Below are 26,553 nucleotides of genomic sequence, written 5' to 3'. Positions count from 1 at the left end.
GCCGTCGGCCCTTCCCGAGACGGAAGTCGCCCTGCGGAGTCATGGTGACAGCCGTTCGGGCAATCCCGCAGGAAGGTGCTCAACCTCAGCTTGTGAAATGGCCGTTGCCACCGGTTCCGGCATGATGGTTCCCATGACGGGTGGGTTGGATGTGCACGCGGCAGTGGCCAGGTTCGACAGGGGCTCCGTGGCGGACGCCGAGTCGGCCGCCGAGGACGAGCGCAAGCAGGTGCTGGCCCGGTTTCCGCTGGAGGAGTGGGCGGAGCTGCCGCTGGAGCGCTACGCCCTCGGGCAGGGAGAGCCGCCCGGGTCGGGGCCGACGTACTGCCGGCTCATGGAGTTCGGCACTCCCCACCTGGGGAGCATCAAGGGCGGCAGCGCCGCGAAGCACATCATGTACCACCACAACTCCGGCGAATGGCGACTTGCCGCTCCACTGAGAGGGATGGATCCGCAGGACGCCTGGGCGGAACTGCGAGGACAGTTCGTCCGGGCCTTCGACGCCGTCGGGGCAGGGGACTTCGACGCCTTGGACGACCTCGAAGTGCTCCGCTACGGACCGGCACTGGTGACGAAGACCCTGGCGACCTACTTCCCCGAGCATTTTCTGCCGATCTACTCGGGGGAACACCTACGCCGGTTCGCCACCCTGTTGTCGGGCGACACGGACCAGGGGGACGCCTCGGCCTGGCGCAGCAATCGCCGCCTGCTCGAACTCGTCCGAGTTCAACCTGAGTTCACAGGGTGGACCAGGCATGAAGTGATGCGTTTCCTGTATGAGCACTTCGACCCTCGCCCCCGGCAACGCACCATCTGGAAGATCGCCCCGGGCGAGCGCGGCCGGCTGTGGGAGGAATGCCGGGACGGCGGGTTCATCTGCGTCGGGTGGGACGAGCTCGGCGATCTCGGCCAGTACCAGAGCGACACCGAACTGAAGCAGGCCCTGGACGCGCACTGGCCACGCAGCAGCGGTGGCAGCCTGACCCTCGCCCGACGGCTGCTGGCCTTCCGGGATCTGGAGGCGGGAGACCGGGTCGTCGCCAACCGTGGGACGGACGAGATCCTGGCCACCGGCAGGGTCGACGGGAGCTACCGCTACGACCCGGACCGGCCGGAGTTCCACCATGTCGTCCCCGTGGCCTGGGACCTCTCCCACGCGCGCAAGTTACCGAAGGCCCAGCACGGGTGGCGGTCCACCTTCGCCAAGGTCGACCCGTCCCTCTTCGCCAAGTTCACCGCATACGACGCCGACTCCGGATCCAGCTCGGTACCGGGCACGGTCCAGGCACAGGTCGGCGCTGGTGAGCCGGTTGCGCCGCCCGAGGACGTACAGGCCGTACTGGACGCCCTGGAACGCAAAGGCCAGGTGATCCTTCACGGACCGCCCGGTACGGGCAAGACCCGGCTCGCGCTCGGCGCCGCCCTCGCCCTGGACGGCCGCGCGGACGTGCTCGGCGCCGACGCCGACGCCCGCCACCGTGCCCAGGCGCAGACCGAGATGCTGCACGGCGACCGTATCCGCATGGTCACCTTCCATCCCTCGTACGGGTACGAGGACTTCGTCGAGGGCTTCAAGCCTGACCTGAGCGCCACCGGCCCGGGTCTCACCCTCGCCCTCACCGACGGTCTGTTCCACGGCTTGTGCAGCCGGGCAGCCGCCCATCCCGATCAGACGTTCCTGCTGGTCATCGACGAGATCAACCGCGGTGACCTGCCCCGGATCTTCGGCGAGTTGATCACGCTCCTCGAACTCGACAAACGGAACCTGCCGGTCGCCCTGCCCGTCAGCAAGCGAAGCTTCTCCGTCCCGCCGAACGTCCGGGTCATCGGCACGATGAACACCGCCGACCGCAGCATCAGCCACCTGGACGCCGCGATCCGCCGCCGTTTCGCCTTCCTGCACGTGGGCCCGGACCCCGACGCCGTCTCCGGAACCGTCGGCCCCTTGGACCTGGCCGCGTTCTTCGAGTCCCTCAACAGCCGCATCTCCCACCATCTCGACGCCGACCACCAGATCGGGCACGCGTATCTGCTGCGCGAGGGTGAGCCCATCGCGACCGAGGAGGATCTGGCCGCGGCCTTCCACCACGAGGTGATCCCACTCCTGGAGGACTACTGCCTCGGCCGGGCGGACCTGCTGCACCGCATCCTCGGCGATCTGGTCGACGCCGAGACCGGGCGTCCGCTCCTCATGCCGCCGCAGGACCTGGCGGACGCGCTGGCGACCGAGTTCACCAGCGGCGTTCCCGGCCCGGATGCCTGACCGCATCCCGGTCCAGCTCGGTGAGTACGAGTCCGCTCCGCTGGAGCCCGGTCAGCTCACTTCCCGGGACGTCGACCGTCTGCACGCACTCCAGGCACGGGGCTGCCTCCGTCTGACCAGGGAGCGCACCGGGTGGCGGCTCAAGGCCGACGCAACCGTCGGAGTCCTGGTCCTGGACCGTGTCCGTGTGGTGATCTCACCCAAGTTCGCCATTCCCGGAGAGCAGCTCATGAGCTGGCTCGCCTACGCCCTCGGCACGCCCGTCCCGGCGACGGCCAGGCGGTGGGCCACCGGCCCCGAGGGATACGCCGACCTGGTCGCCGCCGCCCTGCTCGAAGAGTGCGAGCGGCTGCTGCGGGAGGGACTGCGCCGGGACTACGTACGCCGCCGGAGTGTCGAACCGGTGCTGCGGGGGCGTCTGGACGTGGCCGCCCAGGCCACCCGCCACTTCGGACAACTGGACCAGCTACATGTACGCACCTTCGACCGGGAGGCGGACATCTGGGACAACCGCGTCCTCGGGAGCGCACTGAGGGCGGCTCTCGGTCTCACCGCCAGTCCTGACCTGGCGCGCGCCCTGCACGGAGCCGCCGGCACCTTCCCGCAGGCCCCGACCCCGGCCGCAGCGCTCCGCGCCCTGGACCGCACCCGCTACACGCGCCTCAACGCCCGCTACCGTCCCGCCCACACCTGGGCCCGTCTGCTGATGCGCGGGGGCGGTGTGACGGACCTGCTCACCGACCAGGGCACCACGGCGGACGGTCTTCTGCTCGCCATGCCCGCGCTCTGGGAAGCCGTCGTCCGCCGCCTCGGCACCGAGGCCGTCGGCCCGCACGGCGGCCAGGCCGTACCCGGCGGAAGCGGCGTCGGCATCACCGTCCGCGGAGACCTGGGCAACGCCTCGGCCTTCCGACCCGATCTCCTGCTCAGCCTTCCGGGACATGACGCGGCGCAGCGCACGCTGCTGCCGGTGGACGCCAAGTACAAGCGTTACGACCGTCACGGTGTGAGCTCGGACGACGTCCACCAGCTCCTCACCTACAGCAGCGGCTACGCGTCCGTCGGCACCCCGCTCGCCGTCATCGTCCATCCCCGGCCGGGCGGCCACGCCCAGCGGACCCTCCAGGTGCGCGGCCCCAAAGGCCTGTTGGGCATCATCCCCGTCCTCGGCGTGGACACCCGCGCCACGCCCGAGCAGGCGGCGGCCTGGATCGGCTCAGTGCTGCGCTGACCATCCCACGCCGACCGGTCGATGACGGCCGCCGTGATTAGTGAGGGGCTGGGAGGGCGTCCGGCTCGGCGGACGTACCAGTCGAACACGCTCCCGAGTCAGGCACGACACTAGAACGCGTGTACACAAACGCATCTTCGTGAATTAATGAGAGCTCGTTGACGTCGCTAACACACTTCCGCCATGCTCAGATCGACAACGGCTCACCGTCCCCTCGCGTCGCCTTGGGCACACCCACAGCAGCCGTCCAGAGCACCAAAGGAAGCCCGAGCGATGAGCGACACCACCAGCCTCCGTGACCTGCTTCTCGCCCGGCTGCCCGAATCAGGGCTCTCTGCCGAGGAGCAGGCCCTGCTGCGCGATCTGCTGCCCGCCTCTCAGCCCCGGAACGGTCGCCATTCCGGGACCGTGTACATGCGGTCCATCACGGCTTCCGGCTGGCGCGGTATCGGCCCCGCCGCCACCGTCCGGCTGAAGTCCGGCCCCGGTCTGACGCTGGTGGCGGGCCGCAACGGCTCCGGCAAGTCGAGCTTCGCCGAGGCCGCTGAGATGGCTCTGACAGGCGACAACTTCCGCTGGCAGGGGCGCACTCAGGTATGGAAGAAGGGCTGGCGCAACCTCCACGAGCACGCCTCCCCCGAGATCGCGGTGGAGCTCGACTTCGACGCCGGCAGTGACGGAGAGGGCGCCAAGGAGCCCGTAACCGTGCGCCGGATCTGGCACGGCGACGGGCTTGAGGAGTCCAGCACCGTCGTGGAGGAAGCAGGACAGCCCACCGGCGAAGCCCTGCACGACGTGATCGACGCCGAGCAACTGTCGCTGTACCGGCCGTTCCTCCCGTACACCCAGCTCGGAGCGGTGATCAACGGGCCGCTGACCACCTTGCACGACGAGATCTCCCGAATCCTCGGTCTCGAACTGCTCAGTGACACCGACGCGGCAGCACGTGCCCGGGCCAAGGCCCTGACCGACACGGAGAGCGCCGCGAAGGCCCTCACGACCACCGTGATCCAGGAGTTGTCGGACGTGGACGACCTGCGCGCCAAGGAGGCGATCACGGCTCTCTCCGGCAGGAGCCCAGAGCTGGACGCCGTCCGGGCCCTGTTGCAGGGCCACGGCGTCGGCGACTCGGCGTACGTCGCACGACTGCGCCGGCTGGCCGATCTGGAGCCCCCGGACCGGCCGTTGATCGCGAAGGCCGTGACCCGGCTGCGGTCGGCAGCCGCCGTGGCCGACGACGCACGCCACGGGTCCGCCGAGGACGCCCGGCAGTTGATCAAACTGCTCGACGCCGCGCTGGAACACCGCCGCCGCCATCCCGACGCCTCCGACTGCCCCGTGTGCGGCAGCACGGACCTCTTGGACCGCTCGTGGGCGGAACGGACGCGCGCGCAGGTCGAAAGGCTTCAGGTGGAGGCCGCCGAGGCCGAGGCGGCACATCGCGAACTCGTGAACGCGGTGAGGGAGGTGCACGACCTGATGCGTCCGGCCCCCGCCTGGCTCCAGGCCGACGAGCCCTCCCTGGCCACGCTCTGGCGGGACCTGGTCGCCTGCCGCACGGTTCGTGACCCACGCGAGCTGGCCGACCGTGCGGAACGCGCCGAGGCAGTCCTCGGTGATGCCTGTGATCAGGTCCGTGAGGACGCCCGCCGACGCGTCACAGCGCAGGACGGCCGCTGGCAGCCCGTGGCCGCACGCCTGTCCGCATGGTTGGTGCAGGCGGAGGCCGCGCAGGCGGCGAAACCCGCCCGCAAGCAGGTCAAGGCCGTACGCGACTGGGTGCGGGCGCTCACCGACGAGTTGCGGGACGCCCGGTTCAAGCCGTTCGCCGAGCAGTCCGGGCAGATCTGGCGGCTGTTGTGCGAGCGCAGCAGCGTGTCGCTGGGTGCGATCGGGCTCACGGGTGTCGGCCCGCAGCGGCAGGTCAGTCTCCCCGTCTCCGTGGACGACGCCGACGCACCCGCCTTCGGCGTCATGAGCCAGGGCGAACTGCACTCACTCGCCCTCTCCCTGTTCATCCCGCGCGCCACCCACCGGGACAGTCCCTTCGGTTTCCTGGTCATCGACGACCCGGTCCAGTCCATGGACCCGGAGAAGGTCGACGGCCTCGCCAAGGTTCTCGACCTGTACGCGCAGCATCGGCAGGTCGTCGTCTTCACTCACGACACCCGGCTCGAAGAGGCCGTCCAACGCCTCGGTCTGCGGGCGACGGTCCTGCGGGTGTCCCGGCAGACCGACTCCGTCGTCCACGTCGCCTCCGTCAGCGACCCCGTGAGCCAGGCCCTGGCGGAGGCACGGGCCATCGCCCTCGATCCGCACCTGCCGCCGGAAGTCGCCGACCGGGTGCTGCCCTCGATGTGCCGTCTGGCGCTGGAGGCCGCCTACCAGGACACCGCGCGGCGTGCCCTGCGCGAGGCCGGGGTCGGGCAACGCGACATCCAGGAGCGGGTCACCCGGCCAGGTCCCCTCACCGGCCTCGCGGCCCTCGCGATGGGCATGCCGGGCAAGGAGGGGCGCGAGGTGCTGGACGCCGTCGCCCGCGACCATGGCACGTGGGCCAGGGAGTTGATCCAGGGGCTGAACCAGGCATCGCACCAGGCACCGGCCATGCCCGTCGGTGACCGCGCGGCCCTGGTCGACCGTACGAAGCGCCTCGCCAAGGAGGTATTGGCCCGGTGACCACTCCCGCGCGCTTTCCCCGCGTTCTCCCCACGAACGAACTCCTCGCCGCCGCAGACCAGTTGCTCAATCCATCGGACGGCACCACGCTCTCACCCGGTGTCCGGGCGCGCGCCGCGGCCACCCTGCTCCGGCTGGCCCTCGACGAGACCCTCGACGCCTTCTGGCGGTCGGTCAGCCCTCGCATGACCCGCAGCACTGGCCGCACCCGCATGCTCTGCCTGCAGTGGTATGTCAGCCCCTCCGTCGCGCGTCAGTGGTACACCGTCTGGTCCGGCCTCAGCGCCGCCTGTCACTACCACACGTACGACTTGCCTCCCACCCCCGCCGAGGTACGGGCCTGGCACCAGGACGTGAATGAACTGCTGCGCGTCCTGGCCGCCGCCCGCGCCTGAACCACGCCGCCCCGACACGTGAGGAGTAGCACGATGGACGCCCGCCGCTACCGCATGGTGGTCACCAGCCGGACCGACTACGTGCGCACCGGTGCACTCGTCGACGAGCAACTGCGCCACTGGCTCGCCCAGCCACCCAAGCGCTACAACGTCGACGCGTTCGCCGAGGGCCGCAATGAGATAGCCGGCGGAGTCACGCTCGACCACGACTCCGTCACAGGGGTCACCGGTGCCTACGGACGATGGCGGCTCCGGGAGACCGCGCCCGGCGGCACCTGGCAGACCACCCTCGTGACGCGGCAGATCACCGACGGGCCGACCTGGGTCCAGCTCGACGTCGAGCACCTTCCCGACGACGCGGAAGCGGCCCCGGTGCCGGCCAAGACTCCCCGGCTCGCGAGGCACCTGCTGGAAGCGCTCGACGCGCACGACGGCCTGGCAGACGTGACGGCCATGCCCCAAGTCGTCGAAGCCGAGGATGTCGAGGCGGTCATCGACGAACTGTGCGACGCCGACCGGCGCCTCCCCGTCATCATGGCGAGCACGCCGTACGACGCCGACTTCGACGACTGGCTGGAGGGCACGGTCGACCCTCTCGTCCGTCCCCTGGTCGGGCTGGCGATCCTCTACGTGCTCACCCCGAAAGCCGAGTCGGTCTTCAACCGGGCCCTGGAACACCACCGCGTGTACAACGGCGGGATCCGCACCTACCTGCCAGGCGTCGACCCGGCCTGGCCCGCCGACGGCCAGCGGCACCGTGTGATGTCGAAACGGCTGATCACCGAGACCCCTCGGCTCGCCGCCCGCGTCCTGAACCAGCTCCCTCAGGGACTGGCCACCCGGTTGCCGTTGCCCGACGCCCTGGACTCCGTGCCGCTCATGCGCACACGAGCCAGGGACGGAGTCGGCGGCTCCGAGCAGGAACGGCTGCGCGACGAGAACGGCGCCCTGCACGAGATCCTTGAGGAGGCGGCACGCGAACAGCGCGTCAGGGCCGACGAGATCCGTGACCTCAAGCGGGAGCTGCGCCAGGCGGAGAACAACGAGGCGCAGGTCGTCGTCGACTACGACGAGCAGTACAAGGAGCTCCACCGGGCCAAGGCGCAGATACGGGAACTGCAGAGAGAACTCCTCAGGCTGGGCGCCGCCGAGCAGGCGTACGCGGCGGTGGAACCCTCACTGGACGCGCCCACCTCCTTCGCCGAGATCCTGGACCGGATCGGCGACATGCGACGCGTCCACTTCAGCGGCCGGCGCAAGTACACCCTGGAGCTCGACGACCAGGCCTACGGCTCGTCCTGGGTCCGGATGGCCTGGGACGCGCTGCTGGCGCTCCAGGACTTCGCGGAAGCCGTTGCGAGTGGCGAGGCGAACTGCGACTTCAAGCAGTGGTGTGCGGACGCACCAGACGGAGCGCATGTCATCTCGCCCCGCAAGGTCGTCAGGGACGAATCGAAGTCCGTGAAGGCGAACGGCGAGTGGAGCCGGGCGCGGACGTTCCCCGTGCCCCGCCACGTGCATCCGGACGGCAAGCTGTTCATGGGTGCTCACCTGCGGATCGGCGGGGGCAACACCATCGCGCCCCGCCTGCACTACTACGACGGAGCCTGTACCGATCACGGAATCTACGTCGGCTACATGGGCCCGCACCTGACCAACACCATGACCTGACGCGGCCCCCGGAAGGACCACCGCGCCCCGACCGACCGGTGCGGGACGGCGTCTTCCCCGGCCCGCACCCCTTCTGGTCACCAGGCGACACGGGGCTCAGAGGGCGAGCTGGGGAGCCTGGCCCTCTTCGTCGAAGGCCGGGCCACCGATGTCGGCGTCCCGCCCGTCGGCGACCCCTTGCCAGTAGCCGGTGCCCTTGAACTTCGTGGGACGGGTCTTGTTCAGTTTCGGGTACTGGGCGGCGAGCCGCGCCTCGACCACCGTCGTCCGGTCGGCGAGGACCAGCGCCACGCTGCGGCCGTCCCGCCCCTCTCCCTCCGCTTCGGTTCGCTGCTCGGCGGCGGCCCTCGCAGCCTGCTGGGCGGCACCGATCCGCGCGGTCACCTCACGGATGAAGCCGAGCATCCAGGAACGCTTGTAGGCGCGGGCGTCCTCGCCTTCGGGGCGATGCAGGCGGTCCGCACGGTCCGCGCCCTCAAGCATCTGCAGGCGCAGGCTCGCGAACAGCACCTCGGTGGCCTGGATGTCGGCCTCGAAACCGAAGAGGTGGACGCGGTGACGGTTGGCCTTGCCGCCGGGGTACACCGATCGGCAGCGCATCTCGTAGCCGATCCTTGCGAGCAGCCGGCGCCCCTCCTTGACGTAGGGCGGGTACAGATCGACGATCCGGTCCGCGGGCCGCTCGGGCTCGGTCAGGTCCTCGAGCATGGCCTGCTCGATGCCGTACTTGGCCATGAGCTCGGTGGCCTTGGCGAGGTAGACGCGGGCCTCTTCCTCGGTGGCGCCGGCGTTCTCCGCCTTCCGCAGCAGCGACCTGACCTTGCCGAGCAGTGCCTCGGGCAGTCCGTCGCGCGCGTGCCGGAGGCGGGACCCGGACATGCCGGAGCCGGACGAGGTGCGGTCGTCGGCGCGCGTCCGGGCGTCCGCCGCGTCGCTCTCGTCCCTGCCGTCGTCGTCCTCCCGGGCGATCGAGTCCGCCAGGTCCTCCGGGTCCGGGACCAGTTCCGACAGCACCTTGAGCGCCCAGAGCCGCCAGGCGGCGGTGTCGTCACGACGGACCCGTGCTCGCACCGAGCGAAGCCGCTGGAAAGTGCCGTCGGCGCGCCGTACGAGGAACTCCAGCCGTGCGTGGCCGAGTTGGGCGACCGCCAGCAGCGCGCACAGGTCGAAGGCGCGGTCCGGGTCGTAGGCGATCTCGATCCCGGGTTCGGGGTACCACTCCTCCTGCTCGTCTTCCGGGCCCCCGAATCCGAACAGGTCGGTCAGCAGGCTCTGCGTCGTCGTGCCGGTCCGGACCCGCACGACGGACGTCGAGGGCTTCCCGGAGTAGGCCAGCGCGGCCGCCCGCTCTTCGCGGGAGGTCACGACGCGGTACCAGACGGGAACCGTACCGAGCATGCCGTGCCAGGTGGTCTCCCCTCGGTCATGGTGCTCCCGCGCCTGCTGTTCGACGTCCGCGCCGAGCCGCTCGTCCAGCCAGGCATTCTCGCCGGGCTGTTCCTGCGCGTCGAGGAAGGCGTCCAGGTAGTCGGTGGCGGAGCGTCGCGCACCGTGCTTGCTGTCAGCGAGCAGAGCCCGCTCGCACGCAGAGAGGGCGCCGATGACCGGCTGGAGTACGAGCGACATGTATCGCTTGACCGCTTCGGACAGTTCCACGAGGAACGCCCGGGTGGCCTCCGATCCGGTGGCCTGCTGTCTGCGGCGCCAGGCTTCGAGCTGTTCGACGCAGGCCTGCTGCTCGGCCAGCCACACCAGGTGCCCCGCGCCCTGGAGGTGTTCCTCCCGGAGCAGCACCGCGTCCTGGACCGCGGCAACGATTCCGGGTGCGTCCAGTACGGCCTGCGCCAGAAGCCGCAGCGGCTCCGGCTCATCGGCGAAGAACTCGGCGGGAGTGAGGAGTTGCCTGCCGTGTCGGCGTGGCATCGACTCCGGACGGTCGATCTCACCGTCGCGCGGGATCTCCGCCGACCACCGTGCCCGCCACCCCGCGAAGTCGGCGGCCGGGTCACCGGTTCCCGGCTGAACCCACCTCCACCACCACAGCAGGAGTTCCTCCCAGCCTTCGGCGTTCCAGGACCACAGGGCCGGCTCGCCGCTCGCCGCCAGCCGGGACCGGAGTTCTCGTACCGCTCCCTCCAGATCGTGGAGGGGTCCCCCGGGTATCAGCCGCTCCAGCCAGTTGACCGTCTCCGCCACGGACTGGGCCCGCGCCTCGTCCGCGGCCACCCGCGCGGTCGTGACCGCCGCGACCAGTGTCCGGTCACCCAGATCGGTGGGAAGCAGCCCTAACAGCCGGGGTCCCGCGGTCTCCAGGACGGTTGCGAGGTCCCCGGCCCTGATCTCCATCCAATCCGCTCGCCCCTGCCGGAACTCCTGCTCCGCCAACCCGCCCGTACCGCTCATCACTGTCATGTGATCCCCTCCCCGATGCGAAAGGACATCCTAGGAAGCCGGGTCGCGGGTGAGATCAGCCGGGCTGTCAGCGGGGGCCACTACGCTGCAGGCAACAGAGGACAGTGCGTGCTGAGGGGATATCCATGGCCGACGAGTTTCCCGAGTTCCGGCTGAGGCTGCCGAACGGCAAGATGGTGGCCCGGGGGCGGGTGCTCCCCGAGAAGGGGATGAACGGAAGTCTGAAATTCCTCGTCCTCGCCGGCTCGCCCGTGCATCCCGAGGCAACCCCCGGCATCCCGCCGTACCCCGCGGCCCAACGGGAGAAGCTCGTGGCGGACGGCGGCATCCGCAAGGAGTCGGACCGGTGGCCGGGCCACTGGGAGACCACACGGGACATCGAGTGCAACTCCCCATCTGCTGCCGCCTCCGTGGTGGCGGGGCGCAGCACCGACGGTTTGGCGCAATGGCGCACGGAGGAAGGCTTCCCGCTCGTCGACTACCTCGGGAGCTCGTGGCGCACCCCGCACAAGACCTGGCTGGTGCGGGGCTCCAATGTGTCCGGACGCGACCTGGTGCGGCGGATGTGGGTGCCGGAGGGATGGGTGACGCTCGCGGCCACGCATCTGCCGCAGGTGGACGAGGCGGACCCCACCAAGAGCGTGCTGCGGCGGTACGTGCAGGAGGGGTACGACGCCACCACCTCGTACAGCCAGAAGCAGGCGATGGTCGACGAGCTGCACTATTTCCTGACCCAGATGCGATTGGGTGACACCCTCTGTGCCATCTCGGACGGGCAGTTGTACGTGGGCACGGTCACCGGCGAGGCCGAGCAGGTCGAGTCCGAGGGCGGTCTGTCCAATCTGCGCCGGAGGGCCAAGTGGAGGCCGTCCGGAATCCCGTACGACGAGGTGCCGGAGGCCCTCCAGCAGAAGCTCTCGATCCAGCACGACGTCGTCGACCTGACTCCCGTCCAGGCTCTCGTGGAAGGGCTGGGCCGAAGCGACGAAGAGCTGACGGAGGAGGCCCGGGCCATAGACCGGGACCCGAGCGTCGAACTCCCGGCGATCGTCGCCCGTCGCGAGCCCGAACTGCCCGCTCCCACGGATGAACTGGCGGACGAGCTCCTCGTGCACGACGCCGCGTGGCTGCGCGAGGTGCGTGAACTGCTGGCAGACGAACGGCAGCTGGTGCTGTACGGGCCGCCCGGCACCGGCAAGACCTACCTGGCGCTGAGGCTCGCCGAGTTCCTCGGCGGCGGACCCGAGCAGGTCAAGCTCGTGCAGTTCCACCCGTCGTACGCCTACGAGGACTTCTTCGAGGGCTTCCGGCCCCAGGAGGACGCGCAGACCAGGGAGGTCGCCTTCCGGCTCACCGCGGGTCCGCTGCGCGAACTCGCCGACCTGGCCTCCCGCGAAGGCAACCGGCACATCCCGCATTTCCTGATCATCGACGAGATCAACCGGGCCAACCTGGCGAAGGTCTTCGGCGAGCTTTACTTCCTGCTGGAATACCGCAACAAGTCGGTGCGGCTCACCTACTCCGGCGACGACTTCGCGCTGCCGCCGAACTTGTTCGTGATCGGCACGATGAACACCGCGGACCGCTCGATCGCTCTCGTGGACACGGCGATGCGCCGCCGCTTCGCCTTCGTCGAACTGTCGCCGCGTACGGAACCCACACGCGGCCTGCTGCGCCGCTGGCTGGCCAGAGAGGGCAAGGACGCGGAGCCCGCCGACCTGCTCGATGTGCTGAACTCACGCATCGGCGATCCCGACTTCCACATCGGGCCCTCTTACCTGATGAAGAAGGGCGTGTACCGCGAGGGCGGCCTGGAGCGGACCTGGCGTACGAAGATCCTTCCTCTCCTTGAAGAGCACCACTACGGGGAGGGCGTGGACATCGAGAAGCGGTACGGGCTGGCCGCGCTGCGGGAGTCCCTGGCGTGACGCCGGCGGGGGAAGCCGTACGGTCCGTCGAACTGGTCGAGCACGCGCCGGCGACCCGTCTCGCCCTGCCGGACGCCGTCGGTCGTGCCCTTGCCGCTTCCGACATCGTGGACGCGGCCCCGGACCCGTACACGCCCGGGTTCTGGTCCCTGAAAGCCGGCAGCAAGGTCGGGGCCGTGGCCGTCACGGCACCGGACGGTGGGACCCCGGTCACGGTGCGTGTCACACCCAAGGTGTCCATCGCCCGGCTCTTCTTCCTGCTCGGCTACACGCTTGATCCGCGACGGAGTTGGCGGGACGGGGAGGTCGCGGTCGCCGAGCACCGCGATCTGCTGCCGGCGCTCGCCCATGCCGTGGAGCGGCAGGTGGACCGCGCCCTGCGACAAGGCCTGTTGCAGGGGTATCGGGAGACCGAGGAATCCGCGCTCGTCGTCCGCGGCCGGATCAGGGAGGCCGAACAGATCCGGCGCCGGTTCGGCGCCATGCTGCCGGTGGAGGTGGCGTACGACGAGTTCACGACCGACATCGCGGAGAACCGCATCCTGCGCACGGCTGTAGAGCGTCTCCTCCGGCTGCCCGGCATACCGCGCGGCGTCCGTCACAGACTGCTGCACCAGCGCGCCCGGCTGGCCGACGTCACCACCATCGTGCGCGGGAAGCCGATCCCCGACTGGCGTCCCACCCGCCTCAACTCCCGCTATCACCACGCCTTGCGTCTCGCACGCGTCGTCCTGGACGGTGCCTCCGCCGATCACACGCCCGGCGGTCTGCGCATCGACGGGTTCCTGTTCGACATGAACAAGCTCTTCGAGGACTTCGTGACGGTCGCCTTGCGTGAGGCCTTCCGAACCATGGAATCGGGTCACACCGTCCGGTTCCAGGACCCGCACCACCTCGACGAGGCCGCCGCGATCCGCATGAAGCCGGACTTCGTGCTGTACGGGCGCGCCGGCATCCCGTGCGCGGTAGTGGACGCCAAGTACAAGGCGGAGAAACGGGGCGGCTATCCGGACGCCGACCTCTACCAGATGCTGGCGTACTGCACAGCCCTCGACCTGCGCGAGGGCCACCTCGTCTATGCGAAGGGCAATGCCCCGCATGCCTCCCACCAGGTACGTCACGCGGGCACCGTCATCCATCAGCACGCTCTCGACCTGGGTCTGCAGCCCGCCGGACTGCTCGCGGAGGTCGAGGAACTGGCCCAGCGGCTGGTGGACACCCCGCGCGTATGATCGACTGCGGAGTGTCCGACCAGGGTGGGGAGTTCACCTCGTGCCGCAGCTCGCGTTCGCCAACAGTTTCTGGGAGAGCTACGACTCCCTGGAAAAGCCCGTCAAGGCCGGCGTGCGCAAGGCGATGCAGAAGTTCCAGCTGCTCTCCGTGCCCGAACTGCACGCGGACAAGGGACTCCACCTCGAGTCCGTGCAGAACGCGCAGGACACCCGCATGCGGACGATCCGCATCAACGACTTCTGGCGCGGAGTCGTCCTTGCCCCGGACGACGGCAGTGATGTGTTCCTGCTCGTCAACGTCGTGCGGCACGACGACGCGTACACCTGGGCGGCCAAGCGGCTGTACACGACGAACTCCGCGACGCGCGCCCTCGAAGTCCGCAACGTGGTCGCGCTCGAACAGCTGACTCCGGCTCTGGAGAAGGCGGCTGCCGCCGCCGACTCCCTGCTCTTCGCGAAGTACTCGGACGGCGTGCTGCGCGAACTGGGCATCGACGACCAGGTGCTGCGCGCGGTGCGGACCATCGTCGACGAGGCGCAGCTCAAGGCATTCGAGACACTGCTGCCGGAAGACCAGTGCGAGGTGCTCCAGTATCTCGCCGAAGGGTTCGGTCCCGACGAGGTGTACCGGGACGTGGTCGCCGTCCGCCGCCCGGTCGACGCGGGCCCCGACCTCGACGAGAGCCTCGCCGTCGCCATCGCCAACACCACGAGCCGCATCACGCTGGTCAGTAGTCCCGAAGAGCTGGCGGACATCCTGGAGAAGCCGTTCACGGCCTGGCGGGTGTTCCTGCACCCCTCACAGCGCCGGGTCGCCTACCGGGTGTCGTACGGCGGCCCGGTCCAGATCACGGGCGGCCCCGGCACGGGCAAGACGGTCGCGGCCCTGCACCGCGTCAAGCACCTCCTCTCCCGCTCGCCCGACACCCGCGTCCTGCTGACCACCTACACGAACGCGCTGGCCTCCTCCTTGCGCGAGAACCTGTCGCTGCTCCTGGACGATGACGAGGCGCTGCTCGGCCGCGTCGATGTGACCACGGTCAACGCCTACGCGCACGGCGTCGTGACCCACCTCGACGGCAGGGCCCCCTCCCCCGTCAACGACCGGGACGAGAGGCAGCTGTGGCAGCGGGTCGTCAAACAGCTGGGCCTGCCGTGGACGGAACAGTTCCTGGCCCAGGAGTACCGGAATGTCGTCCTCGCCCAGGACCTGCGCACCGCTGACGCCTACCGCAGCGCCCTGCGGCGCGGACGCGGCAGCGCGCTGCCGTCGGCGCGACGCGATCAACTGTGGTCGGCCGTCGAGCTGTTCGAGTCGATGCTGCGCGCACAGAAGGCCACCACACACCTGAAGGTGTGCGCGCGTGCGGCCGACCTCCTGGCCGGGGCGGCTCCCACTCACGACCACGTAGTGGTCGACGAAGCACAGGATCTACATCCCGCGCAGTGGCGAGTCCTGCGCGGCGCGGTGGCGGCGGGCGGCGACGACCTGTTCATCACGGGCGACCCGCACCAGCGTATCTACGACTCGAAGGTGTCCCTCGGCTCCCTGGGCATCTCGGTGACCGGCCGGTCGCACCGTCTGCGGATCAACTACCGCTCAACGGAGGAGATCCTGGCCTGGTCGACGGGCGTTCTCAGCCCGGTCTCGGTCGACGACCTGGGTGGCGAGGGCAGCGACACCCTGGCCGGTTACCGTTCCCTCCTGCACGGCCGCCGGCCGCACGTGAACGGGTACGGCTCCGAGCAGGCGGAGGTCGCCGCACTCGTCGAGCGCGTCGAGGGCTGGATCGCCCAAGGCATCCGGCCGTCGGAGATAGGGGTGTGCGCGCGGTTCAACGTGCTACTCGACAAGGCCTTCGGCAAGCTGGCGGCGGCCGGGGTCCCCGTCGTCCGGGTCAGGGACAACCCAGGGCCCGACCAGGACGGGGTGCGGCTCGCCACCATGCACGCCATGAAGGGGCTGGAGTTCCGCTGTGTCGCGGTCCTGGGCGTGACGGCCAGCGCGGTGCCGTTCGCCCGCGAGGTGACCCCGGCCTCCGTGGACGCGCTGCAGCGCGACGCGGATCTACTGCGCGAGCGGTGTCTGCTGTTCGTGGCGTGCACGCGGGCGCGGGAGGCTCTGTCGGTCACCTGGAGCGGGTCGGCCAGTTCGTTCGTACCTCGACCTGATCGACTCGCGGACGAGACGATCTGACGGGGTGCGTCACCTTTCCGGGGCGAGTGCTCCGTTGCCGAGCCCGTCCCTTGCCAGGGCCGTCACGTCCCGGCTCAGCTCGACCACTCTTCGCGCCCGCTCCTCGAACTCCTGCAGCGCGCGGAAGGCCGCCCCGTAACGCCGCTGCTCGGTGATGTCCATCTGCGGGATGCGGGCGCCCTTGCTGTCGAGACGGAAGGTGCCGCTGGTGCTCGTGGAACGCCGGGTGTTGCCGGCGCTGCGCAGAAAGCCCTGGAGATAGGCGGTGTCGAGCTGGTCGCTGGTCGAGACCGGTTCCGGATCTCCGTACTCGACGAGCCCTGCGCGCGCGAGGTCGGCGACGCTGACGGTAGGTCCGTCCAGAGAGCTGGGGCCATCGCCCGCGACCAAGGCCGGCAGCAACTCCGCCAGCAGCCGAACTTGCTCGGCCAACTCCCTTCGCAGGGTCTGATATTCGACCGCATAGTCGCGATGGGAATCCTCGACATGACGGCCGGGCGTGAGGTCCACGGCATCGTCCAGCAGATCGATCAGGGGCACTTCCGCGATATGTTCGGGGTCCGGTTCCAGTGAGCCGTCCGGATCGACGGTCGTCAGATCGACCATGCGGACGCTGGTGGCGGCATCTCCCGGGGTCGGAGGGCGACGCAGCTGCCAGAGGTGAACCGGAAGCGCATGCGAGGCCGCCGTGCCGGAGGGAAGGGCGGTGACCTGGGTGAGGATGCCACGTCGTACGAGCTCTGCGCGGATACGCCGGCCGGCCTTGCGGTAGGCGACCGAGGCAGGCAGGACCATCAGGACCCGGCCGCCGGGCGCAGTGTGCGCGTACGCGTGTTGCAACCAGGCGAGTTCGCCTTCGGCACGAGAGGGGATACCGAACTCCCAGCGCGAGTCGAGCAACAGATCCTCGCGTCCCCAGTCGGGTTCACCGACTGGCGGATCACAGACAACCAGGTCGGCCTTGAGATTCGTCCACTGGTCATCGCGCAGGGAATCGCCGGAGGCGATGTCGGCACCGACGTTCGCGGTGAGGACGGCCCTCAGCTGTGCGAACGTGGCCCTGCGGGCGTCGGCCTCCTGCCCGCAGCGTCTTGGGCCCTGCTCTGGGCCGACGGCGAGCAGAAGGGAGCCGATCCCGCAGGCCGGGTCGAAAAGGGTCGCGTCATGTGCCACCTCACCGGCGAAGTGGCGTACGGCTCGAACGACGCGCGATGAGGTGACCTGGTCCGATCCGGCTCGGCGTACAGAGTCGGTGAAGCGCTCCGCCAGGGCGCTCACCGCCTCTGCCGCGCCACCGCTCCCGGCGAGATCGCGCGCGAGCCGGGCGACGTCCGCCGGAAGCTCCTCACCTGCCTCTCCCTCGATGAGGAAACGGGCGACGTCCACGAGCCCGCCGAGCATGTCGTCGCCGTAGGCTCCGCGCAGCGCCTGCCACAGCTGTACCTCCACGGAGACTTGCTGCCCCTTGTGCTGCCTGTCCAGCCAGGCCTGCACCTCGGCCAGGTCGAACAGCGGACTGTTGACGCCGCCGCCGACAGGCGCGGGGAAGTCGCCGTAACGTCGCCGCCAGTTCGAGACCGCGGCGCGGGTGACACCAGCCAGCCGTGCGATCTCGGAGCCGGTGACCAGCGGGGTGGCCTGCGGGGTGGGGGTGTCCGTCATACGGGCAACCGTACACAGGGCCCATGCCACTATCAATGTATGTATTTGTTGACGCCGCTAACAACGGATCTGATGACACATCGTGTACTGAATGTAACGGCTCTTCTCGGTGGCATGTGAGGCATCCCTGATCACTGGCCGGTGTTCTCGCGGCGGACACCGGCCGTGTTTCACGCACCCACGTGATTGCGAGCGATACGGTCGTCCGATCGCTCCGTCGACACGACTGGCTGGTTACCCGGGGGGGGCCGCCGCTGGACAAAGCAGTCAGTGAGTCCGCAGCCCCGCCCGGCGTCGTCACCCGAGGTCCTCCAGCAGCAGATCGAGCGCCGCCTCCTCGTGCAGGGCGATGCCCAGGGCGTCCATGGTGGGGGCCAGTTCCGCGTCCCACACGGCCTCGGCCGGCGGTCCGGCGAGGGCGATCTGCGGTGTGCCGCGCACCTGCGTGCGGGTCGCGAGGTACTCGTAGTCGGCCGCTCGCATACGCCACGGCTCGGCTCCGTACCGCTGCATGATCCGGTTGGCCAGCGCGATGCCGGGCCAGTCGAAGTCACCGTGGTAGGCGAAGGTGCAACCGGACGCCGCCAACGCGTCCAGGAGGGTGAGAACGACTGTCGTCGCGCTCCCCGACGTGCAGACCATGGGCGCCGTACGGCCGGTGTCGGCCGCGGCTTCGACCACGTGTGGGTTCTCGCAGACGTGGACGAGGGTGTCAGGCGGCATCTCCAGCCTCAGTGCGCGTAGTTCGCGGAGGGTCACGTGAGTTTCCATGTGGTGGCCGGCACGCTCGCGCAGGGCCGCCTCCCGCCAAGTGCCGCCGGTGGGGCGCAGGCCGTACGTGAGCACCGTGCTGGACACCTCGTCCGGGGTGACCGAGGCCGTGCGCCACAGGGCCCGGCGCGCGGGCGCATCTGCGGGGAGCTCGACACCGTGCGCCAGCGCGATGCCGCGCAGCACCAGCCGGGACAGCAGCGTGCCGTCGTCCAGGCCGTGGGCCGAGCCGGTGGCGCGGGTGGCCAGTTCGCCGCGGCCCCAGGTGGCCGGGGTGGAGCGTGGGGCCGTGCCGGGGAAGAGCATCGCCAGGGTCTGGACGGCCTGGGTGATGACGGTGGCCGCGGTGTTCGGGTCCTGGCGGGCGAGTGTGCCGCCGCGTCGTATCTCCTCCAGCCACTGTGCTGTCCAGGGCTGGGCCGACAGTGACGTGACTTCCACCTGCGTCTGAGCCGCTGACCACACGCGGGCTCGTTCGGCTGCCGCCGCGTCGCGGACCGCCCGGCGGTTGGTCAGGGACGGCCCCAGTTCCTCCAGTGTGGAGGCCAGGCCCCGTCCGACCGCGCTGGTGCGCAGGCGGGTGTCCAGGTCCGGCAGGCGGATCGTGGTGGTGGGGCCGGTGATCGGTCGAGCCAAGAGGAGGGACAGTGCCTCGCGCTCCTGCGCGTCCAGGTGCTCGAGTCTGATGCTTCCGGCCGGTTGGAGGCCGTTGCGTTCGAGCCGGGTCCGTGCCGCCGTCCAGAGGCGGGTGAGGCCCGGCCGGGTGAGAAACGCGAGGGCTTCGGCGGCCGGAGGATGTTCGTCGGCACTTTCACGTCCCGTCATACCGACATCAGCCTCCGCTGTCGCCCGTTCCACGTGTAGTGGAGCGTGGCCACGCCCCGTACATGCGGGTCCCGCAGGCACTCGTAGATGTGGAGGGACGGTACGTCGGGCCAGTTGCCGATCAGTCGCTCGCTGGTGAGAACGAAGTCGAGGTCGAGGTCGACCAGAATGCGGCCGAGGCGGGCGTGCGTGGGCTCGTCCACCTTGGCGAACGCGTCGTCGAGGAGGATCAGGCGGGGTGTATGCGGGGCGGTGTCGGCGAGGCTGGTGAAGTGGGCTGCCGCCGCGGCGAAGAGGACCAGGTAGGAGAGGACCCGCTGTTCGCCTTGGCTCAGACCGGTGCGGCCGGAGAGTTTACGGCGGCTGCCCGGTGCCGCGTCGTTCACCACCCAGGGGGTGAAGGCGAACCAGCCGCGGTAGTCCAGGGCGGTGCGCAGATGGGCGGCATAGCCGGCGGCCGGGTCGGCGCGGCGGGCGTCCTCGATACGGCGCTGAAGGACGTCGCGGAGTTGCTCGGACTGCTCACGGGTGCGCAGCCCGGAGGGGCTGCGCAGGAGGTCGACGGCCGCCTTGACATCGGCTTCGACACCGTCCGCCAGCTTCCAGTCGAGGGTGACGCCCAGGCCGTGTGAGGTACGAACCGTGGCGAGGGTGCTGTTGAGGGCGGCAACCAGGGCGCCTGCGGCCAGCACCTGGGAAGAGAGGTGGTCACCCAGTTCTCCCGTCAGGAAGCGCTGGAAGACGTCGCGTTCGCGCTCCGTCAGACGGTCACGAGCCTCGGCGGCCTCGGCCGCGATGCGCTCGCCGACCACGGCGATGTCGTGCGTGCCGTGGTCGTCGACGAGTCGGCACAGCTTGATGCCGTCGTGCTCCTCGATCGTCGCGTCGTAGCCGCCGGAGAGCTGGTCGCGCAGGTCGGTGTGGCGGTTGAGGAGGGTGGTGTCCGAGATGTCACGGCGTTCGGCGTCCAGGCCGCGACGCACGGCGTCTCCCAGCAGACGCAGCGCTGCGATGCGTTCCCGCACATCGTGGTGGACGGGGTCCGGGGACTTCAGGGCGCCGTCGTCCGCGTCGGGGTCGAGACCCGCTCCTCTCAGCACGCCCGGCAGTGAGAGGGCCGTACGCAGTCTCCTGCCGCAGGCCAGCACCTCGGTTTCCTGGCCGGCGAGTGTCTCGCGCTGCACCCTCTCGTCCTCTTCCGCCCGTACGCGCAGGTCGTGCACCTCGGCCAACTCCCGGCGCATGTACGGGAGTTGGCGTCCCACGGCCTCCAGACGGCGCGTCGCCGCGGCCTCCCGGGCGAGGATCTCCTGCTCCGTGGCTCCGAGGGCCTCTTCCATGGCCTGGACGGTTCGGCGGGCGGTCTCCAGGCGTCCGAGCGGCTCGGCGTAGTCCGACTCGGCATCCCGGCGGGCGGACTCGGCGCGCTCGTAGTCCGTCCGGCCGCCCCGGTGGCCGTCGGCCGCGGACAGGACCGTGCGCACGCGCCGACGAAGCCGCTGCGTACCCTGCCCGAGGCGGTCCAGGGCCACACGGACCGTTTCCAGTGCGGCCGGGTCCGCCGGGAGGTCCTGGGCACTCGCCGTAGCCTCCGTCTCGCGCCGGGCGGCGACCGCGCGGGCACGTGCCTGCTCCGCTTCGCGGGCGGCCGCGGACGCCTGCGAGGCGAGGGATTCTGCGGTGCGCTCAGCCTCGGTCGTACGAGCCCACGCGTCCGTCAGCCCACGTGCCGAGGGCGGACGGCGCAGGGTGTCGCCGATCCGGTCGCGGTGCTCTGTGAGGTTCCGCAGACCATGCCGGCGTTCCGTCAACTCGCATTCCAGGTCGGCCAGCCCTCGGTCGAGTTCCGCCAGCGCCCGACGGCGTGTCTCCGCACGTACCTCCGCGCCGACGTACTCGGCGGCCTCCTTGGTGTGGCGGCCGTGGGCGATGCCGAGCCTCCAGGAGCCGTCGGTACCGATCACGGTGTGCGGCCCCGCCTCTGTCGCCTCGTCCACCGGGCCGGCATCGTCGGCGTGGACCCCGGCGCCGGCCAGAGCCACCGCCCCGAGCACGCGCTCGATTCGCTCCGCCGTGACTCCACTGTCGGGGGCGGCAACCGCCCGCAACACCCGAGCGAGCGTCAGCCCGGTCACAGGTGCTCCCGGGACCAGGAGGGTGTCATGGGTGGTCGGGTCGAGGACCGCACCGTCTGCGCGCACCCAGGCGTCGAGCAGGCCGCTCGCTTCCAGCGCGGCCTCCAGGCCTGCCCGCGCGTCCGGCTCCAGTTCGTCGGCGAAGTCCACCAGCCGGTACAGGGGCGCTCCGGTGCCGGACACGCGGGGGGCCGTGCGGTGGGGCGGGGGCGGAGGCTCGGGGTCGGTGCGGCGATCCCATTCCTCGCGCCGGCGCCGGAGGCGGTCCTGTTCTGCCTCCAGTTCGCGGACGACCAGGGCGACGTCGTCGCGCTCCGCGTTCAGTTCCGCCAACCACGGGTCGACGGCCGACCGGGCTGCTTCGGCCACCTCGTCGGGGGTCTGTGCGGGCAGCGGACCGTCGGCCGGGTCCTGCCCGACAAGGGCGTACACGGTGTCCAGGGACACCCCGGTGGAAGTCCGCAGTCGCTCGCTCCAGTCTCTGGCCGCGATGGCGTACGCCTCCGACTCACGCGCGGTTTCCTGTCGGCGACCGTCGGCCCGGGACCGCGCATGGTCCGCCTGTTCCTCCAGACGTTCACGGGCGGCGTCGGCCTCGTCCGCCTGCCTCTGAGCCTCACTCGACCGCTCAATGAGAGCGCCCAGTTCCGTGACGAACCTGACGCGGTTCCTGATCACCGGCTGCGCGACGTCGAGTCGGGCGTCCCAGGCCTGCAGCGCGGTCGTGCAGGTCTCGGTGTCGACCGCCAGCACCTCGCTGAGTCGTACCAGGTGGAAGTCGCCTTCGGGTGCCGTCAGTTCGGCCGTGGTGGCGGGCGTGACCGGTGCGACGGGCGTCGCCACGGGCTCCCCCAGGTGCACGGGGTCTATACCGGACCGCTCGGCTTCGCGCACCAACTCGCCGTGCATGGTGCCCAGCTCGACCAGCTCTCCACCGAGTCGTCGGGCCTCGGCGGTGAGACGCCGCCCCGCCTCCTCCTGGTTGCTGTGCGCCTGGCGGACGGCCTTGAAGGCAGTGGCGGCCGCGCTGTGCAGGGCGGTGACCGTGGTGCGCTTCTCTCCGAGTTCCTGGAGGCTGCGGTATCCGGTGCTGGCGTGCAGGGCGGCCAGGTCCGTCTCGGCGGCACTCGACTCGCTCGTGAGGGTTTCGATGCGGGCGTCGAGTTCCTGCTCGCGCTCGCGGAGCTCCTCCGCCCTGCGCGCCGCGTCACCCGCGGACCTGCGGTGCTCCGTCAGTTGCTCCAGCTCACCGGTCACCTGGTCCGTGCGGCTGCGCAGCGCGCCGTGCAGGTAGCCGCGGTAGTTGGTGAGGAAGGTGCGCAGTGCCTGGTCGGTGCGTTCGAGGCGTCCGAGGTAGGCCCTGACGGAGTCCAGGTCGTCCAGATTGCGGGCCACCTTCTCCACGACCTCGTCATCGAGGGCGGGCAGGGTTTCGGCGAGGACCGAGACCAGTCCGCCGGAGTCGATGCGGTCTCCGATGGTGGGACGGCGCAGACGGTGCAGTAGGTGGAGCAAGTTGCGGTAGCGCGCCGGGTCGGTGAGACCGAACAGTTCGCGGGCCACCCTGGCCCGATGTTCGACGGCGCGGTCGGTGACGTTCTCCGAGCCGACGAGCGACTTGAGCTGGTCGATGGGAAGAGGGCGCCCGGCGGGGGCAAGGTCGAGGTCCTCACCGATTCGCAGTCGAGTGGTGAAGAAGAACGGCTTCGCCGTCTTGGTCGACTGGGACCCGCGGATGGCCGCGCCGATGGTCAGATGGTGGTCGCTCCCGTGCTCGTCCGTCCGCACGAACTCCAGCCACAGATAGCCCAGCCGGTTGGTCTGCTCGAAACCGTCGAGCATCAACCAGGCCAGCGTGGTGCGTCCGGTTCCCGTGGCGTCCAGCGCACGGGCGTCGCCGTCGAGGAGGTAGGGCAGCAGCATCTCCAGGGCCTTGGACTTGCCGGCGCCGTTCTTGCCGCGCAGCAGCAGGCGGCCCTCGCCGAAGGCGAACTCCTGCTCGTCGTACTGCCAGACGTTCCGGATGCCTGCGCGGTGCAGTCGGTAGCGGTGCAGGGTCGGCGGGCGGTTCATCGGGTCGACTCCTCGGAGACATCGTCCGCTGGGGACCGGTCGGTACGGGGCCTGACCGCCACCGTGGTGGCGTACCGGGCAGCTGCGGCAAGCAGAATCCAGCCTCCGTCCGGACGGTCCTGGCCCCGCGCCTGAGAGACATCGGTGACGGAGCGCCCGTCGGCCACCGTCTGCTCGTACCCCTCAGGCAGACCGTGGCCGTCCGCGCGCACGGGCCCGGCGGGAGCCATCAGACGCATCCGGCCGAGGAGGTCGAGTACGGCCGCGAGGAATCCGTCCCGGTCCTCCAGGTGGCCGCGCTGCCAGTTGGCGCGCCTGCCGTACTCCTCGATCAGTTCGTCGAGCAGGTCGGGGAGCAGCCCGTCCGGGACGGGTACGCCGATGACCAGTCGTCCGCCGATCGCCGGGTGGCCCGGGTCTTCGGGACGCAGTCGGGCGACCAGCCGCTCCACGAGGAGCAGCGCGGCTTGAGCCACCGTGCCCGTGCCCGGCAGGTGCAGGTCGGTGAGTTCGTCCTCGGTGTCGACCAGGGCGATGCCCTCGGCGCGGATCTCGGCTTCCAGGCCGAGCAGTTCGGAGAACGCCTGCGCCTCGCGTCGCTGCCGGGTGCGCAGCCATTCGCGCTCGGCGTCCGTGAGGTCGTCGAGGTGGACGACGGGGGTTTCGACGAGACGTCTGCGCACGTATGTACGTGGCCCGCCGAAACCGGGGTCGGCGGCGCGGCGCACGAGGTCCGCGCCGTCGCGGCTCTGGGCGAGCGGGCCGGCGACGACGGCTCGCGCGATCTCGCGGTCCACGGTCACCAACGCCTCATCGGCCCGGTCCTCGGCGACGGCCCCGACATGACCCTCGGTCTCGACCAGGACGCCCCAGTCGACGAGTTGCCGCAGGGCGGCCGCGAGGGTCCTCCGCTCGGCCTGCCGCCCGGTGTCGGCGATCTCGATGCCGGCGGCAACAGCCGCGGCCCTCAGGTCGGCGACGAGTTGGGAAAGCAGGAGCTGTTCCGGTGCGGTGACGAGGACCGACAGCGCGAGGGCCAGATAGGCGTACGTCCGCGGGCTGAACGGCGTTCCGGTCGAGGGTCGTTCCAGACGGTGACCCGAGCCTGGGCCGAGGCCCGCCTTGAACAGCCGGGCGTAGGAGGCCTCCACCAACAGGCGGTATCCGAACACCTGCTGGAAGCGCTGGGCCAGCCAGTCGGCGTGGCGCCGGATCAGTGGAAAGGTGTCGCTGTGCGGCCCGGTACTGGTGACCAAGGGGTGGGCCAGCAGGAGCCGGGCGGCGGTGCGGCGCTCGGCCGCGAGGGCGACGTCGTGCGCGGAGGGCAGGGGCATCAGGCGCTCGCCTCCCCCATCGCCGGTGCGGATGTGCTCTCGATGGCGAGGCTCTCGACAGCCAGCGTGAGATCGTCCGCCGTCAGGTCGCCGTCCACCGACCGCAGGACGGTGGACCGGCCGGGGGTGCGCCACGCGGTCAACCGGATGCCGAGGTCCACGTCGTCTGCCTGCGCGCCGTCGAGCAGGAAGTCGCGGGCGTCCTTGCTCAGCCGGGCGTTGCCGAGAGCGGTCGTCAGGAGCTCCAGGAGCAGTCGCATGGCCGGGGCGCTGAGGCGCACCTGATCGAACCTGCCCGAGGCGCTGCGCAGTTCGTCGGCGGCCGCCTGCCGGGCCTCGGCCTGCTGCCGCGCCTGCTCCATGAGGTGGCGCTTCTGCTCGGAGTGGTCTTCGGCGGCCGCGGCCCGTCCGCGTGGAGCTCTGCTGCCGCGCTCGCGCAGCGCCACCGGCACATCCACCACGGGTCCTGTCCACCAGCTCACATACGCCGGCACGGACCGGTCGGGGTCCGGTGCCACCCCCAAGTGGCGTGCGCCGTAGAGCCCGAAAGCGGCAACCCCCAGGTCGTGGGCCTCTTCCGGCTCCGCCGCGTCGAACCAGGCCGCTAGCCGCAGCAGGTCCTTGCGACGAGACATCTCACCGGACGCCGAACGCAGCATCCGCTTGGCGTTGGCGAGCAGCGACTGCAGGGCTCGCAGGGTGGCGTCCCGGAGCTGATCCACCTGACTGGAGTGGTCTCCGGTGTCGGTGAACCATTCTCGCAGCCCCTCCCAGTCCGCGATGTCCCGTCCGCGGCTGCGCTGCACCCGTGTCTCGGTCAGTCCGTCGGCGAGTGCTCCCATGCCCGCCGTGTGTGCGTCTATCCGGGCGAGCAGGCCGGGCAGGTGAGGCCGGACGGCGTCCAGGTGAGCCGCGATGCGCGGGGCCCGGAAGGACACGTCCTCGGTAATGGCCTCCACGTAGTCGAGCAGCAGTTCCTTGAACCCCTGGTACTCGGCCGAGTCGAGGTCGTAGCGCGCCAGCACCTGGCCCAGGTAGGCATAGAAGTCCCGGACAGACTCGGCGAATTCGGCGAACTGCACGAAGAGCGTGCTGATCCGCTCCAGCGCCTGTTGCGGATCGGCACCACCCGGCGCCGCGGCCATGGCGGCGATCTCGCGCAGTCCGCGGTCGACGAGGACCAGCAGTTCGCTGCTCACCTCGCGTGCCGCGTCCGCCCCGGCCAGTACCTCGTCCGCGCCCCGCTGCACGCGCTCCCCCAGCTTCGACAGCTGGTAGCGGGACCGTGAGCGCTGGTACTCGGTGATGCTGGTCGCTTTGACGGTGTGCGTGCTGCGCAGCAGATTGCCCCAACGTACGAGCTCTTCGAGCCTGCGGGTGAGCGTTTCCGCGTCCAGCGCCGCACCCGGGCCGTCCTTCTCGGCCAGCCTGGCGAGGAGGTCGGGTACGGACAGGTCGGCAAGCAGTGTGCCGCAGAACACCCGCATCACCGCGACGTACTCCAGGCGCTCGGGCGCGCTGAGGTACGCGTACGCGCTCAGCCGCTGCCAGGCCTCGGCGTCGGCTTCCTCCCCGTGTGGGACTTTCCGCTTGTTCCCCTCCATGCCGTCGAGGGTACGGACCGCCACTGACACTCCGGAGGAGTGTTGCGGAAAACCGGCTGTTCACGTATCGGAGCCCTGCACCGCCGCGTGGGCCCGAAGCGCATGGCTCCCGGGCCCAGGGGGAGACCACCGCTCCGATAC

14 protein-coding genes are annotated in these 26,553 nt (G+C 70.3%); 8 read left to right on the top strand and 6 right to left on the bottom strand.

From position 1 onward, the window contains the following. Nucleotides 1-133 precede the first annotated feature (133 nt). The 5 genes from HDA41_RS35890 to HDA41_RS35870 all read left to right on the top strand — a co-directional run bounded on the left by HDA41_RS35890 (nt 134) and on the right by HDA41_RS35870 (nt 8,239). Nucleotides 134-2,263, top strand: a complete 2,130-nt coding sequence (locus HDA41_RS35890; RefSeq protein WP_184991482.1) for an McrB family protein — start codon at nt 134-136, stop codon at nt 2,261-2,263. Next, entirely contained in the window at nt 2,256-3,494 is a 1,239-nt protein-coding gene (locus HDA41_RS35885; RefSeq protein ID WP_184991480.1) for an McrC family protein, read from the top strand. The genes HDA41_RS35890 and HDA41_RS35885 overlap by 8 nt, the downstream gene beginning before the upstream one ends. Before the next feature lie 273 nt (nt 3,495-3,767). Further along, nucleotides 3,768-6,173, top strand: a complete 2,406-nt coding sequence (locus HDA41_RS35880; RefSeq protein WP_184991478.1) for an AAA family ATPase — start codon at nt 3,768-3,770, stop codon at nt 6,171-6,173. Beyond that, complete coding sequence (locus tag HDA41_RS35875; protein ID WP_184991476.1) at nt 6,170-6,568, top strand: hypothetical protein; 399 nt, start codon at nt 6,170-6,172, stop codon at nt 6,566-6,568. Before HDA41_RS35880 ends, HDA41_RS35875 begins: the two co-directional genes overlap by 4 nt. Nucleotides 6,569-6,601: 33 nt before the next feature. Continuing rightward, nucleotides 6,602-8,239 carry a hypothetical protein gene (locus HDA41_RS35870; RefSeq protein ID WP_184991474.1) on the top strand — a complete coding sequence of 546 codons (1,638 nt, stop codon included), beginning with the start codon at nt 6,602-6,604 and terminating at the stop codon, nt 8,237-8,239. Between the two features lie 96 nt (nt 8,240-8,335). Here HDA41_RS35870 and HDA41_RS35865 read toward each other — a convergent pair whose 3' ends face one another. Further along, nucleotides 8,336-10,651, bottom strand: coding sequence for a DUF2786 domain-containing protein (locus HDA41_RS35865; RefSeq protein WP_184991472.1), 2,316 nt, complete (start codon nt 10,649-10,651; stop codon nt 8,336-8,338). Nucleotides 10,652-10,776: 125 nt separating this feature from the next. On the opposite strand from HDA41_RS35865, the gene HDA41_RS35860 reads away from it, so the two are divergent. From HDA41_RS35860 to HDA41_RS35850, 3 genes are read left to right on the top strand one after another with little or no spacing between them, the layout of a single operon-like run. Continuing rightward, the gene (locus tag HDA41_RS35860; protein ID WP_184991470.1) at nt 10,777-12,579 is read left to right on the top strand and encodes a DUF4357 domain-containing protein; all 1,803 of its coding nucleotides are present in this window, start codon (nt 10,777-10,779) and stop codon (nt 12,577-12,579) included. Further along, the gene (locus HDA41_RS35855; protein WP_184991468.1) at nt 12,576-13,811 is read left to right on the top strand and encodes an McrC family protein; all 1,236 of its coding nucleotides are present in this window, start codon (nt 12,576-12,578) and stop codon (nt 13,809-13,811) included. The genes HDA41_RS35860 and HDA41_RS35855 overlap by 4 nt, the downstream gene beginning before the upstream one ends. 40 nt (nt 13,812-13,851) lie before the next feature. Next, complete coding sequence (locus HDA41_RS35850) at nt 13,852-16,008, top strand: UvrD-helicase domain-containing protein (protein WP_184991466.1); 2,157 nt, start codon at nt 13,852-13,854, stop codon at nt 16,006-16,008. Between the two features lie 9 nt (nt 16,009-16,017). On the opposite strand, the gene HDA41_RS35845 is transcribed toward HDA41_RS35850, so the two are convergent. The 5 genes from HDA41_RS35845 to HDA41_RS35825 form a co-directional block, all read right to left on the bottom strand. Continuing rightward, the gene (locus HDA41_RS35845; RefSeq protein WP_184991465.1) at nt 16,018-17,670 is read right to left on the bottom strand and encodes an N-6 DNA methylase; all 1,653 of its coding nucleotides are present in this window, start codon (nt 17,668-17,670) and stop codon (nt 16,018-16,020) included. 297 nt (nt 17,671-17,967) lie between these two features. Then, nucleotides 17,968-19,266, bottom strand: a complete 1,299-nt coding sequence (locus HDA41_RS35840; RefSeq protein WP_184991463.1) for a TIGR02679 family protein — start codon at nt 19,264-19,266, stop codon at nt 17,968-17,970. Continuing rightward, a complete protein-coding gene (locus HDA41_RS35835) occupies nt 19,263-23,474 on the bottom strand; it encodes a TIGR02680 family protein (RefSeq protein ID WP_184991461.1) in 4,212 nt (1,403 codons plus the stop codon). Before HDA41_RS35835 ends, HDA41_RS35840 begins: the two co-directional genes overlap by 4 nt. After that, complete coding sequence (locus HDA41_RS35830) at nt 23,471-24,808, bottom strand: TIGR02678 family protein (protein WP_184991459.1); 1,338 nt, start codon at nt 24,806-24,808, stop codon at nt 23,471-23,473. Before HDA41_RS35830 ends, HDA41_RS35835 begins: the two co-directional genes overlap by 4 nt. Further along, on the bottom strand, nt 24,808-26,412 hold the full coding sequence (locus HDA41_RS35825) for a TIGR02677 family protein (protein ID WP_221511678.1): 1,605 nt from the start codon (nt 26,410-26,412) through the stop codon (nt 24,808-24,810). The genes HDA41_RS35830 and HDA41_RS35825 overlap by 1 nt, the downstream gene beginning before the upstream one ends. Nucleotides 26,413-26,553 lie beyond the last annotated feature (141 nt).

Origin of the sequence: Streptomyces caelestis (assembly GCF_014205255.1) — a bacterium.
GTDB lineage: Bacteria > Actinomycetota > Actinomycetes > Streptomycetales > Streptomycetaceae > Streptomyces > Streptomyces caelestis.
Note: the sequence above shows the minus strand (reverse complement) of the source record. Positions and strands in the feature narration are given on the sequence as shown.